Raw genomic sequence first — 12,587 nt, 5'->3', positions numbered from 1 at the left:
AAGCTGGCCGGATAGACCATATATCCGGCCCATGACTGATCAACATTCCAGCCACGGCCTGATCCAGTGGCACGGCACCACCATCATCGGCGTGAAGCTGGGCGGGCGCACCGTGATCGCGGGCGACGGCCAGGTTTCCATGGGCAACACCGTGATGAAGCCCAACGCCCGCAAGGTGCGACGGATCGGCGATGGCAAGGTGATTGCCGGGTTCGCCGGGGCGACCGCCGATGCCTTTACCTTGTTCGAGCGGCTGGAACGCAAGCTGGAGCAGCACCGCGGCCAGCTGATGCGCGCGGCGGTGGAACTCGCCAAGGACTGGCGGACTGACAAGTACCTGCGCAATCTGGAAGCACTGATGATCGTGGCGGATGCGGACACCATGCTGGTGCTGACCGGCAATGGCGACGTGCTGGAACCTGAAGGCGGGATCGCCGCGATCGGCTCTGGCGGGAACTATGCGCTCGCCGCCGCGCGGGCACTGGTGGACTATGAAAGCGACCCTGAACGGATCGCCCGCCGCGCGATGGCCGTGGCGGCGGAAGTCTGCGTTTTCACCAATGACCGCGTGACTCTGGAAGAAATCTGATCCTCATGACCGATACCCTGACCCCCAAGGCGATTGTCCGCGCGCTGGACGAACACATCATCGGCCAGCAGGACGCCAAGCGCGCGGTGGCCGTGGCGCTGCGCAACCGGTGGCGCCGCCAGCGGCTGGGCGCGGAACTGCGCGATGAAGTCACGCCCAAGAACATCCTGATGATCGGGCCGACCGGCTGCGGCAAGACCGAGATCAGCCGCCGTCTGGCCAGGCTGGCCGATGCGCCGTTCGTGAAGGTGGAGGCGACCAAGTTCACCGAGGTTGGCTATGTCGGCCGCGATGTCGAACAGATTGCCCGCGATCTGGTGGAAGAAGCGATCCGGCTGGAAAAGGACCGCCGCCGCGAAGCCGTGCGCGAAGCGGCCAGCAAGGCGGCGATGGACCGGCTGCTCAAGGCGCTGGTCGGTGAAAACGCCAGCGAGGCAACGCGCGAGAGCTTTCGCCAGCGGCTGGTCGAAAATGCGATGAACGATGTCGAGGTGGAGATCGAGGTGGAGGACACCCCCTCCATGCCGTTCGAGATCCCCGGCATGGGCGGCAATGTCGGCATGATCAACCTGTCGGACATGATGGGCAAGGCACTGGGCCGCCAGAACCTGAAGCGGCGCAAGCTGAAAGTGCCCGATGCGTGGGACAAGCTGGTCGAGGAAGAAGCCGAAAAGCGGATGGACCAAGACGACGTGGCCCGCGTCGCGCTGGCCAATGCCGAAACCAACGGCATCGTGTTCATCGATGAAATCGACAAGATCGCGGTCAGCGATGTGCGCGGCGGCTCCGTCAGCCGCGAAGGCGTGCAGCGCGACCTGCTGCCGCTGATCGAGGGCACAACTGTTTCGACCAAGCACGGCCCGATGAAGACCGACCACGTGCTGTTCATCGCCAGCGGCGCGTTCCACGTCGCCAAGCCGAGCGACATGCTGCCCGAATTGCAGGGGCGCCTGCCGATCCGGGTCGAATTGCAGGCGCTGAACGAGGAAGACTTCGTCCGCATCCTGGGCGAAACCCGTGCCAATCTGGTCGAACAATACCGCGCGCTGCTGGGGACCGAGCAGGTCACGCTGGACTTTACCCCCGATGCGGTGCGCGAAGTGGCCAGGATCGCCTGTCAGGTAAACGAGGCGGTCGAGAATATCGGCGCACGGCGGCTCCAGACAGTGATGGAAAAGCTGCTGGAGGAGCTGAGCTTCGAAGCGGAAGACCGGACCGGCGAAACCGTGCTGGTCGACGCGGCTTATGTCCGCGCGCGGCTGGAAGGGTTGGCGCAGGATACCGACCTGTCGAAGTATATCCTCTAGGCTCGATGGACTGCCAAGACTTGGAACGATTCGACGAAGTAGGAGCGTTGCACCTGCCGGGAGCGGCTGTTCCAGTGTTGGATGCGCTTGGCGCTGCCTTGGCAGCTTGGCCCGATGGACAATCGGGAACGCGAATCGCCGGCGATGGCGCAATCCGCGCTTTGCTAGGTCCATCCAGCGAGATTGGCGAACTGGTGGCTGTAGTGGCAGGTAAGGAAATGCATCCCGTCCGGGCCGTCTATTTCGATAAGAATGAAACCAACAACTGGGCGCTGGGCTGGCATCAGGATCGAACCATCGCCGTGAGGGAACGGGTTGAGCTTTCCGGCTTTGGCCCTTGGACGGTAAAGCAAGGCATCTTACACGTTCAGCCGCCCTTCGCCGTGATCGCCGGACTGCGGACAATTCGCATCCATTTGGATCCAGTGCCGCGTGACAACGCTCCCTTGCTGGTCGCACCTGGATCGCACCGGTTGGGGCTCGTCGCTGCTGAACGGTGCAGCGAAGTGGCTGCTGCATCACCTGTCATCGCCTGCCTTGCCGAAGCAGGCGACATCTGGGTCTACCACACAGCAATTCTCCATGCCTCGGAGCGAAGCAAACACCCAGACCGACGGCGCGTGCTCCAAGTCGACTACGCGGCTGTGCATTTACCGCAGCCACTGGAGTGGCTTGGCGTCTAGCTACGCTCACTTTTTCGAGCTAGCTTCGCCTCCATGTATCAGACCCCCGAAGATCGCCCTATTTACCGCCTGCTCACCGGCAAGGACGACCGCGCCTTTTGCGAGCGGGTGTCCGAGGCGCTGGAGCAGGGCTGGCGGCTCTACGGATCACCGACGCTGGCGTGGGATACGGAAAACAGCTGCATGAAGGCCGCGCAGGCTGTGGTCTGGCACGAAGCGGACGTCGTAAAGGCTTAGGCGTAGCGCACGCCTGTGTCGCTCAGGGTGACCGTCGCGGGCAAGTGCCCGGCCGCATCGCCGTCCGCCTGAACGGGCACCGGCGCGGTGCTGGTGATTTCCAGCGTTTCGCATTCCACCACCTGCCATGACGGATGGGCGCGGCGTGATCCCGTGACCGCGTAGAGCCCCAGCGCGATCAGGTCGCGGCGGCGGCAGCGGGGCAGGGCCAGCACGCGCAGGCGCGGGTGGGCCAGATGCGCGGCCGGGTCCAGCGTCCACGGCCCGGCGTAGAACCGCCCGCGCAGCACGAAGGCGGCCTCTGCGGTGAAAGTCTGACCGTCAGCCACGATCCGCAAGGGCGTGCGCGGCCAGCGCCACAGCAGGCCGATCAGCGCCGCGCCATAGGCGATCCGGCCGACGCGGGCCTTCAAGGCTTCGGAAACGCCAGCGACTGTCTGCGCATCGACTCCGGCGGACGCGCAGGCCAGCACTGGCGCGCCGTTCAGGCGGACCAGCGGGGAATGCAGCAATGGCCGGTCTGCCTCGATCCGCGTCGCGAATTGCATCGGATCGGCAGGGTAATCCAGTTCGCGCGCGAGCAGGTTGATCGTGCCGACCGGATAGATTGCGACTGGCGGCAGCGCGGCGAGATCGCGCTGGTTGCCGATGACCAGCCGGGCCGAGCCGTCCCCGCCCGCGATGCACAGCAGCTCCGCCTCGGGGCAATCGTGCGGGGCATCGAAGGTCAGGCTGTCATGATGGGAGACGCCGTGCCCGCGCGTCTCCAGCACCCGGACCAGTGCCGCGATCCGCTGTAGCCGGCGCGGCGCCATGCCGGGGTTATAGACGAGGGCGATCCGCAAGCGCGGTTACTCCGCCGCTTCGGCTGCTGCCGCCGCCGCGTCGATCTCGGTCGCCTGCCGCGCCCACATTTCGGCGTAGAGCCCGTCGCGGCGCAGCAACTCGGCATGCGTGCCGCTTTCGGCCAGCGCGCCTTCGTTCAGCACGAAGATCGTGTCGGCATCGGCAATCGTCGAAAGCCGGTGCGCAATGGAGAGCGAGGTGCGGCCCGAACTGACGCGGTGCAGCGTGGCGAGGATTTCTTGCTCGGTCCGCGTGTCGAGCGCGCTGGTCGCTTCGTCGAGAAGCAGGATTGGCGGGTTCTTCACCAGCGTGCGGGCAATCGCCACGCGCTGCTTCTCCCCGCCCGACAGCTTCAGCCCGCGTTCGCCCACTTCCGTGTCGAAGCCCTGCGGCAAGCGCTCGATCAGGCCCATCAGCGCGGCATCGCGCGCGGCCTGTTCAACTTCGGCCAGCCCCGCACCGTCGCGGCCATAGGCAATGTTGTAGCCGATGGTGTCGTTGAACAGCACGCTGTCCTGCGGGACGATGCCGATGGCGGAGCGCAGGGATACTTGCGTGACTTCGCGAATGTCCTGCCCGTCGATCAGGATGCGGCCCGACCACGGATCGTAGAACCGGAACACCAGCCGGGCGATCGTGCTCTTGCCCGCGCCGGATGGGCCGACGATGGCGACCTGCGACCCGGCGGGAACTTCAAACGACAGCCCTTTCAGGATCGTGCGGTCGGGCTCGTACCCGAACACCACGTTGTCGAACGCCAGCGTCGGGCGGCGCACCACCAGCGCGGGTGCGCCGGGGGCGTCCTGCACTTCGACCGGGCTGTCCATCAAGGCGAACATTTCGGCCATGTCGGTCAGCCCCTGGCGGATCGTGCGATAGACCATGCCCAGCATGTCGAGCGGGCGGAACAGCTGCATCAGGTAGGTCTGCACGAACACCAGCTGACCGACCGAATATTCCCCGCGCGACCAGCCCCAGACGGTATAGGCCATTGCGCCGGCCATCAGCAGGTTGACCACCACCGCCTGCGCGATGTTGAGCAGCCCCAGCGAGTTTTCGCTTTTCACCGCCGCTTCGGCAAAGGCGCGGGTGGCCTGCGCATAACGCGCTTCCTCGCGCGCTTCGGCGGCGAAGTATTTCACGGTTTCGTAGTTCAGCAGCGAATCGACCGCGCGCGACAGGGCCTGCCCGTCCAGCTTGTTCATCGCCTCGCGCAGGGCGGTGCGCCATTCGGTGATCGCGCGGGTGACCCAGATATAGGCCACCACGGCCAGCGCGGTCGCCGCGACCAGCCCCCAGCCGAAGTTGGCATAGAAGATCGCCGCGACGATCAGCAGTTGCAGCACCGTCGGGAACAGGTTGAACAGCATGAAATAGAGCATCACGTCGATGCTCTTGGTCCCACGCTCGATCACCTTGGTCACTTCGCCGGTGCGGCGGGCGAGGTGAAAACGCAGCGACAGCCGGTGCAGGCGGGCGAACACGTCCTCCGCCAGCTGGCGGGTCGCGTCCTGCCCGACGCGTTCGAACACGATGTTGCGCAAGTTGTCGAACAGCACTGCGCCGAACCGCCCCGCGCCGTAAGCCAGCACGAACGCCAGCGCGACCTGGAACGCCGCCGGTCCGGTGACCGACATGGCGTCGATCGCCCATTTCAGGAAATAGGGCAGCGCCATCGTCACGCCCATCGAGGCGAGGATCAGCAGCGTCGAAATGACGATGCGCCAGCGCAGCCCCGGATTGTTGGCAGGCCACAGATAGGGCAGGAATCGCCGCAGCGTGCCCCAGCCATCGTGGCGGGCGGCGGGATCGGATGGGCGTTCTGGCGGCATGGGCCCCATTTAAGGGGAACCAGCGGAAAGGGAAGGGGCGTGCCCTAGAACGCCTCGCGCCGCCTAAAACGCTTCGCGCGGCAGGTCGAACAGGATGCGGCGGGTCGAAAAGTCGATCGCCACGCGGTCAAAGCTGCGCAGGTCCTGCATACCCAGCAGCAGCGCGGGCTTGCGGTTCAGGCCCAGCGCCTCGAACGCGGGGGCATCGGCAAAGGCGATCCACACGTTGTTGAGGTTCATCTCCTGGATCGTCAGCATCCGCCCGAACCCGATCTGTGCGGTGATCGCCTGTCCGGTCACGCTGTTGAGCACAACCGTGCCGTGGCTGCCGCGCCGGGTCAGCGCGCGTTGCAGCGCCAGATTGCCGATCGAATTCTGCGCGCCGGTATCGATCACCACGTCGGTGGCGATCCCGTCGATCTTGGCATCGGCCATGATCAGCTGGCCGGACCGGCGGCGCGCGGTGACGATGATTTCATAGCCCCGGTTGCCGCCCAGCGCCTTGGCATCGTCAATCGCCAGCAGGTTCTTCCTGAAGTCCATCAGCACGCGCTGGTCCTGCAGGCTGTCGATCCCCAGGATGCCGTCCGCGCCGATGTGCTCGCTTTGCAGGATCGGGGCCAGCAGCCCGTAATAGGACCGCCGCCCCAGGTCGATCTGGTCGATCTCCACCGTGTCGACCATTTCGCTGCCCGCCACGCCCACCAGCCGTGCGCGGGCCGTGGGCACCAGCGCCAGCTTCGAAGCCAGCGCACTGGACAGGACGGTATTCTGCGATCCGGTGTCGATCAGGAAATCGAACGGACCATGCGCGCCGATCCGCACCGGCACGGTCAGCCGGTCATGCCGGTCGGCCTTGGCGGCAACCACTTCGACGGCGGAGCTTTGCGGCAGGCCTTCCTGATGCAGGATGGTAGGGACGGCGGCGGCAAAGGGTAGCAGCGGCAACAGGGCGGGGTGCATCGGCATGGCGATTGTCTCTCTCCACCACGGATAATACGCCTGTTCGCGCCCGCGCGCCATGTTGCTGGTCGAACAGGCGGGGCGTCCGGTCGGCATTCGTCATTGCTTAACGCGGCGCTGCTATGGCCGGACCATGTTGATGGTGCGTGACAAGGTGATGCGCAAGCTGCGCGAAGGACAGTTCCTGCGGGCGGCACGGGGCATCCTGCACACGCCGCCGGTGCAGGCGGCGGATGACGGCGTGATCCTGTTTTCGATGATCGGGACCAAGGTGCTGCTGCCCTATCTCGTGGCGGTCAAATCGCTGCATGCGCACCTGCGGCGCGGGCGGGTGGTGATCCTTGACGATGGCACGTTGACTGCCGCCGACAAGGCCGTGCTGGCCCGGCATCTGGATCATCCGCGCATTATCCCGATTGCCTCGGTCGAAACCGGCCCTTGTCCGCGCGGCGGCACGTGGGAACGGCTGCTGACGATCCTGGATTTGCGCCGGGATGCCTATGTCATCCAGCTCGATTCCGACACGGTCACGCTTGGGCCAGTCCCGGAAATCGCCGATGCCATTGCGGCGGGGCGCAGCTTTACCCTGCGCGGCGGCACCGACGCGGAAATCCTGCCAATGGACGAAGTGTCAGCACGCGCGCGCGCTTCGGCCGGGCCGGGCCGCGTTCACGTGCAATCGGCGATCGAGCAGGCGATGGAAGCCATGGCGATCCCCGGCCATCCGGGCTTGCGCTATGCGCGCGGCTGCTCCGGCTTTGCCGGGTTCGCGCCCGCGCCGTCAGGCCGCGCGCTGGCCGAGGCGTTCTCTGTCGAGGCCGAGCGCCTGATCGGCCGGGCCCGGTGGGAGGAATGGGGCAGCGAACAGGTAACGTCGAACTTCGTGATCGCCAACGATCCCGATGCGCTGCTGCTGCCCTATGATCGCTACATGAATTACTGGAACGAGCCGATCGCGGCTGGCACCGGCTTTGCCCACTTCGTCGGCACGTTTCGCTATCATGGCGGGGCCTATGCCGCTGCCGCGCGGGCGGTGATCGCGGCGCTGGGGCGCTAGGGTCTGTTCGACTTGCGGGGGAGCGGGGCGGTGCCGCACCTGTTTCAATGTAACTGAAACAGACGCTAGCCCCGCTTCGCCAGCATCCGCAGTTCCAGCAACCGGTCGCGCGCAAAGGCCAGCAACCACAGGCCATAGGCCGCGCCGCCCGCTGCCACCAGCAGCACCAGCCGGGGCAGGGGCGACAGGTCCGCAACCACCCGGTCCAGCGCCAGCACCGCCATAGCCATCGCGGCCCCCGCCATGACCGGCGGCAGCACCGCGCGGCCGAGCTGCGCCATTTTCACGCCGATCACCGGCAGCGCCCCCAGCGCGGACACGAAGGTCAGCACCGGATAGCCGATCAGCCAGCCCCACGCGATCCCGCGCCCACCGTCCGCACTCACCCCCAGCCAGAACGCGAGCGGCATGATCGCCGCCCCCAGAATGGCGCTGCGCGTGGCAATGCCGGGACGGCCAACCGCGCTGGTCGCCGGGGCAAACAGCACGTGCAGCGTCATGAACGGCATGGCCAGCGCCAGCACCTCGACGATGGGCGCGGCCGGCAGCCATTTTTCGCCGAGCATCACGTGCAGCGCCGGCTCGGCCACGCTCGCCAGCCCCAGGCAGAACGGCACTGCCAGCAGCATGATCACGCGCACCGATTTCAGGAACCCTTCAGACACGGCCGCCGGATCGTCCTGCACTTTGGCATAGGCGGAAAATGCCACCTCGTTCAGCGGCGGCACCACCTTGTTCACGAACAGCTGCGCCAGGAACAGGCTGGTGGTATAAAGCCCCAGCTCGTGCGCGGGCAGCGCGCGGCCCGCGATCACGATGTCGGCCTGGGTCTGGATGAACCAGAACAGCTGGCCGATCATGGCAACGCTGCCGTAACTGGCCAGCGCCTTGCTGCCGCGAAAGTCAAAGCTGGGCCAGATGAACACGCGCGCGGCGATCAGCATCCCGGCCGCGCGGCTGACGAACCCGGCCAGCGGCGCCACGATCAGCGTCCATACCCCCAACCCGGCGAGCGCACCGGCCAGCGCGGCGACCGCGCTGATGAAGGCCGACGCCATGTTGACCTGTGCCTGCCGCCGGAAATCCATCTGCCGTGACAGCACCGTATAGCCCAGCGCGAGGAACGGGTTGGTCAGATAGATCAGTGCCTGCACCCGCAGCAGATCGGCCACCCGCGGCTGGCCATAATAATCCGCCACAAACGGCGCGGCGCTGAACTGCACGGCGGCAAGGGCCACGTTGATCACGATCAGCAGGCCGAACAGCTGGCGCAATTGCCCGTCGCCGCCATCGCGGTCCGCAATCACGGCGTTGGCAAAGCCATAGCCGTTGACCAGCCCCAGCAGCACCAGCACCACCGATGTCATCGCGAACAGCCCGTAGTCCTCTGGCGAGAGGATGCGGATCACTAGCACTACTTTGGCAGAAGTGAATTTTTGAGATTCACAAGAGTCGCTTATCGTGATTCAAGGTCGTCAGCGTGTGGAGGCTGGCGATGGTGGAAGCATGGCGGGATGAGCTGACGGAGTGGCTCGCGCCCTTTGTGGGGATGTTGGGCGATCGGCGCAGGGCGCGGATGTGTCCGGCATATGTCGAGGGGTTGATCGGCCCTGGTGACCGCAAAAGCGTGCAGCCGATGGCGATGCGTTCGCCGGGGATTGGCTACGATCAGCTGCACCATTTTATCGGCGGTGCCCTGTGGGACAGCGCGCCACTGGAGGAGGAACTCTGTCGGCAGGCCGATGCACTTGTAGGTGGCAGCGATGCCTGGCTGATCATCGATGACACGGCTTTGCCCAAGAAGGGGCGTGCGTCGGTCGGCGTGGCGCCGCAATATGCCTCGGCGCTGGGCAAGAACGCGAACTGCCAGACCCTCGTGTCGGTGACGCTGGCATCGAACGAAGTGCCGGTCATGATCGGGTTGCGCCTGTTCCTGCCTGAGAGCTGGACCAGCGATGCGGCGCGGATGGACCGTGCCAAGGTTCCTGCAGAGGCGCGCGCCTATCGCACCAAGCCAGATATCGCCCTTGCCGAGATCGACCGCGTGCGCAGCGCTGGTGTGCGCTTCGGCGGCATATTGGCCGACGCTGGTTATGGCCTGTCCGGCCCGTTCCGGCAGGCACTGACCGAGCGCGGTCTGACCTGGGCAGTGGGCATACCTTACAAGCAGAAGGTCTATCCGGCCGATGTTGCCATGATCTTCCCGGTTGCTGGCCGCGGACGGCCACGCAAGAATTATGTGCCTGACGTTGCCTCGCGTCCCGCCCAAGAAGTGCTCGAGAGCGCCAAGTGGCAGACCGTGAGCTGGCGGCGCGGCACCAAGGGCAAGCTGTCTGCGCGCTTTGCTGCCACGCGCGTGCGGGTGGCAGACGGCCCGCCGCAGCGGATCGGTGATCTCGGCCAGCAGCATCTTCCCGGCGAAGAGGTATGGCTGGTCGGCGAGCACCGCTCCACTGGCGAACGCAAATACTACCTCAGCAATCTGCCCGTCGACACACCGCTCAGGAAGCTGGCCGGCGCCATCAAAGCCCGCTGGGTCTGCGAGCAAGCCCATCAACAGCTGAAGGAAGAGCTCGGCCTCGATCACTTCGAGGGACGATCGTGGCAGGGACTTCACCGACACACCCTCATGAGCATGATCGCGTTCGCCTTCCTGCAAGCCCGTCGCCTCAGGGCAGCGGGTCGGAAAAAAAAGAAGCTCGAGCCCGCCGCCGCAGCCGACCTTGCCTGCCATCAGGCAGGCAATCCTGACCCAACTCAGCCAACCTCCGCCGCCAACATGCCCGCACTGCCGTAAACGATGGCGACGAATGATCCGCAGAAATCTGCCAAAGTAGTGCTAGGCTCAGGACTCATTGCGGCAGCCAGAAGATTACGGTTGCTGCGATGCAGATGGCAGACATGAAGGTGTGGGCGCATCGGTCGTAGCGGGTATGGATGCGGCGCCAGTCCTTGAGTTTGCCGAACATGTTCTCGATCCGATGGCGCTGGCGATATAGGGCTGTATCGTGCGGGATGTGCGCCTTGCGGTTGGTTTTTGACGGGATGCAGGCAGCGATGCCGCGCTCGGCCAAGGCACGACGGAACCAGTCGGCATCTTAGCCCCTGTCAGCCAGCAACGCCTTGGCCTTGGGGAACGCATCGATCATCAGCGCGGCGCCCTTGTAGTCGCTCATTTGCCCTTCGCTGAGCAGCATGATCAACGGGCGGCCTTTGCCATCGCAGACGGCGTGAAGCTTGGAGTTCAGCCCGCCTTTGGTGCGCCCGATACGTCGGGGTAGAGCCCCTTTTTTAGCAGGCTCGCCGCCGTCCGGTGCGCCTTGAGGTGGGTGGCGTCGATCATCAGCCGGTCGGGCTTGCCTCCCTTTGCCGCCAGCTCGGCGAAGATCCGGTTGAACACGCCCAGGCGGCTCCAGCGGATAAAGCGGTTGTAGATCGTCTTGTGCGGGCCATAGGCGGGAGGCGCATCGCGCCAGCGCAGCCCGTTCCTGATCACGAAGATGATGCCGCTGACGATCCGCCGATCATCGACCCGCGGAATACCATGCGACAGTGGGAAATAGGGCTCAATCCGGCGCATCTGCGCCTCGCTCAACATCCAGAATTCAGACAACAGCAGCGCCTCCTCAGCGCCGCCATTGAATCAACCGATCGCCTCTCGCGCAAGCAATTTAATAGGTCCTGAGCCTAGGAACGTGGAGGCCCAGGCCACCAGCTGGCTGAAGATCTGCGTGCCCGAACGCCAGATCACGGCGCTGCGCACCTGATCGCGCAAGGAGCGCGGCGGCGCGGTTTCGCTGGCGGCGGTCGCGGTCAAAACGCGATGCCTTCGGGCAGGACCGAACCCAGCACGCCGCCCGACTGGTTGCCCCGGCTGTGCGCCTTGCGCCGCCAGGCCAGCATCGGCCGCGCCAGGCCCGGCAGCACCCGCCACAGCAGGAACGACAGCGCCCAGACCGGACCGCTGACGCGCGATTTCACGCGGTGCAATTCGGCAAGCCCGCGCGCGGTGTCACCGTCCATCACGCGGTCGATGGCGTATTCGAAATCCAGTGCCTGCTGGCTGTCGACGATCAACTGGTCCAGCAGCGCCTGTTCCGCCGCATTGGCGGGCAGGGCGGCACGAGCCTTCTCATAGACCTTGATATTGCCCAGCAGCATCCGCCCGGCATGGGCCGAGGCGGAATTGGGCCGCACCCGGTATTCACCCATGACCCGGTCGACATACCGGGCATGGCCGCCCAGCTGCATCAGCCGGACCCACAGATCGAAATCCTCGGCCTGCGCCATCGTGGTATCGAAGCCGCCGATCGCGTCGAAATCGGCCCGTCGGAACGTGGTGCCGATATAGACGCCGAAGCTGCGGTCCAGCACGTCGGCCAGGGTTCCGCGCTGCCCATCGCCCGTCCCCTGCTTGGCCTCGAACGCCAGCCGTTCCTTGGGCACTGCGCCAAAGATCAGGGCGTTGCACGTGGCCAGCCGGACCTCGGGATCGCCCTCCAGCAGGTCGGCCATGGTGCCAAGGTAGTCCGGGCGAAAGCGGTCGTCCCCATCCAGCAGGGCAATCAGCGGTGCGCGCGTGGCGGCAATCGCGGTGTTGCGCGCACCGGATACTCCCTGATTCGGCGTTGCCAGAAACCGGATGCGCGAATCGGCCAGATAGGGGGCGACCGCCCCGGCCACGTCATCGGGCGCACCATCGTCGATCACCACGCATTCCCAGTCCGGGCAATTCTGCGCCAGCAGCGAATCCAGGGCTTCGCCCAGCAGATGCGCCACGCCATAGGCCGGCACGATCACCGCAATGCGCGGGACGGGAAAAGAATCGGTACGGTTTGCGACCATGTGCATGTGCGCGTCATAACGCGCGGGTCTTAACCAAGGCTCTACGCGGGCGCGCGGACGCCGGTGCGGGAGGGGGTGGCGGCCAAAAACCAGCAAACGCGGGGAATTTCCAACAATTGAAACAAAATTGCAAAAACCCTGTTGACCGAATCGGACCCTAGGCTTAGAGGCGCGTTCACCGGACGGGAACGCCGCTTTAAACGGGGTTTCTGGACTGGTCGCCAACAT

The 12,587-nt window shown here is 65.5% G+C and carries 12 protein-coding genes and 1 pseudogene; 6 read left to right on the top strand and 7 right to left on the bottom strand.

Translation table 11 applies throughout. The features are described 5' to 3' along the window. Positions 1-31: 31 nt before the first annotated feature. Genes hslV through IE113_RS15765 form a run of 4 tightly spaced genes read left to right on the top strand, consistent with a single transcriptional unit; the run spans position 32 to position 2,816 of the window. The gene (gene hslV, locus IE113_RS15780; RefSeq protein ID WP_229822647.1) at positions 32-589 is read left to right on the top strand and encodes an ATP-dependent protease subunit HslV; all 558 of its coding nucleotides are present in this window, start codon (positions 32-34) and stop codon (positions 587-589) included. Between the two features lie 5 nt (positions 590-594). Further along, a complete protein-coding gene (hslU, locus tag IE113_RS15775) occupies positions 595-1,896 on the top strand; it encodes an ATP-dependent protease ATPase subunit HslU (protein ID WP_189543226.1) in 1,302 nt (433 codons plus the stop codon). 20 nt (positions 1,897-1,916) lie between these two features. Next, entirely contained in the window at positions 1,917-2,579 is a 663-nt protein-coding gene (locus tag IE113_RS15770) for a phytanoyl-CoA dioxygenase family protein (protein WP_229822644.1), read from the top strand. A gap of 33 nt (positions 2,580-2,612) precedes the next feature. After that, complete coding sequence (locus tag IE113_RS15765) at positions 2,613-2,816, top strand: DUF1737 domain-containing protein (protein ID WP_189543222.1); 204 nt, start codon at positions 2,613-2,615, stop codon at positions 2,814-2,816. Here IE113_RS15765 and IE113_RS15760 read toward each other — a convergent pair. From IE113_RS15760 to IE113_RS15750, 3 genes are all read right to left on the bottom strand, one after another. Further along, positions 2,813-3,661: a diacylglycerol/lipid kinase family protein gene (locus tag IE113_RS15760; RefSeq protein WP_189543220.1), complete on the bottom strand. Its 849-nt coding sequence runs from the start codon at positions 3,659-3,661 to the stop codon at positions 2,813-2,815. The two genes, IE113_RS15765 and IE113_RS15760, sit on opposite strands and share 4 nt — an antisense overlap. Before the next feature lie 6 nt (positions 3,662-3,667). Then, the gene (locus tag IE113_RS15755; protein WP_189543218.1) at positions 3,668-5,494 is read right to left on the bottom strand and encodes an ABCB family ABC transporter ATP-binding protein/permease; all 1,827 of its coding nucleotides are present in this window, start codon (positions 5,492-5,494) and stop codon (positions 3,668-3,670) included. A 63-nt stretch (positions 5,495-5,557) separates the two neighbouring features. Further along, a complete protein-coding gene (locus tag IE113_RS15750; protein WP_189543216.1) occupies positions 5,558-6,553 on the bottom strand; it encodes an aspartyl protease family protein in 996 nt (331 codons plus the stop codon). Between the two features lie 43 nt (positions 6,554-6,596). Between IE113_RS15750 and IE113_RS15745 the strand changes: the two genes are divergently transcribed. Next, positions 6,597-7,514 carry a hypothetical protein gene (locus IE113_RS15745; protein ID WP_189543214.1) on the top strand — a complete coding sequence of 306 codons (918 nt, stop codon included), beginning with the start codon at positions 6,597-6,599 and terminating at the stop codon, positions 7,512-7,514. A gap of 65 nt (positions 7,515-7,579) precedes the next feature. Here the strand turns inward: IE113_RS15745 and IE113_RS15740 are convergent, their stop codons facing one another. Then, the gene (locus IE113_RS15740) at positions 7,580-8,929 is read right to left on the bottom strand and encodes a lipopolysaccharide biosynthesis protein (protein WP_189543212.1); all 1,350 of its coding nucleotides are present in this window, start codon (positions 8,927-8,929) and stop codon (positions 7,580-7,582) included. An 80-nt stretch (positions 8,930-9,009) separates the two neighbouring features. On the opposite strand from IE113_RS15740, the gene IE113_RS15735 reads away from it, so the two are divergent. Next, positions 9,010-10,311, top strand: coding sequence for an IS701 family transposase (locus tag IE113_RS15735; protein ID WP_189543210.1), 1,302 nt, complete (start codon positions 9,010-9,012; stop codon positions 10,309-10,311). Between the two features lie 55 nt (positions 10,312-10,366). Here IE113_RS15735 and IE113_RS15730 read toward each other — a convergent pair. From IE113_RS15730 to IE113_RS15720, 3 genes and pseudogenes are all read right to left on the bottom strand, one after another. Further along, positions 10,367-11,127 (bottom strand): annotated as a pseudogene (locus tag IE113_RS15730) (IS5 family transposase). Positions 11,128-11,157: 30 nt separating this feature from the next. Continuing rightward, entirely contained in the window at positions 11,158-11,331 is a 174-nt protein-coding gene (locus tag IE113_RS15725) for a hypothetical protein (protein ID WP_189543208.1), read from the bottom strand. Beyond that, positions 11,328-12,359 (bottom strand): glycosyltransferase family 2 protein, encoded by a 1,032-nt coding sequence (locus IE113_RS15720; RefSeq protein ID WP_189543206.1) that lies wholly within the window; start codon positions 12,357-12,359, stop codon positions 11,328-11,330. The genes IE113_RS15725 and IE113_RS15720 overlap by 4 nt, the downstream gene beginning before the upstream one ends. Between the last annotated feature and the right edge of the window lie 228 nt (positions 12,360-12,587).

This window comes from Novosphingobium arvoryzae, assembly GCF_014652615.1.
GTDB lineage: Bacteria > Pseudomonadota > Alphaproteobacteria > Sphingomonadales > Sphingomonadaceae > Novosphingobium > Novosphingobium arvoryzae.
This window is presented reverse-complemented; position numbering and strand designations above follow the sequence as displayed.

Coding starts and splice junctions, on each gene's coding strand:
- hslV (WP_229822647.1), top strand. CDS start 32: ATGACTGATCAACATTCCAGCCACGGCCTGATCCAGTGGCACGGCACC.
- hslU (WP_189543226.1), top strand. CDS start 595: ATGACCGATACCCTGACCCCCAAGGCGATTGTCCGCGCGCTGGACGAA.
- IE113_RS15765 (WP_189543222.1), top strand. CDS start 2,613: ATGTATCAGACCCCCGAAGATCGCCCTATTTACCGCCTGCTCACCGGC.
- IE113_RS15755 (WP_189543218.1), bottom strand. CDS start 5,494: ATGCCGCCAGAACGCCCATCCGATCCCGCCGCCCGCCACGATGGCTGG.
- IE113_RS15750 (WP_189543216.1), bottom strand. CDS start 6,553: ATGCCGACCGGACGCCCCGCCTGTTCGACCAGCAACATGGCGCGCGGG.
- IE113_RS15745 (WP_189543214.1), top strand. CDS start 6,597: ATGGTGCGTGACAAGGTGATGCGCAAGCTGCGCGAAGGACAGTTCCTG.
- IE113_RS15735 (WP_189543210.1), top strand. CDS start 9,010: ATGGTGGAAGCATGGCGGGATGAGCTGACGGAGTGGCTCGCGCCCTTT.
- IE113_RS15720 (WP_189543206.1), bottom strand. CDS start 12,359: ATGGTCGCAAACCGTACCGATTCTTTTCCCGTCCCGCGCATTGCGGTG.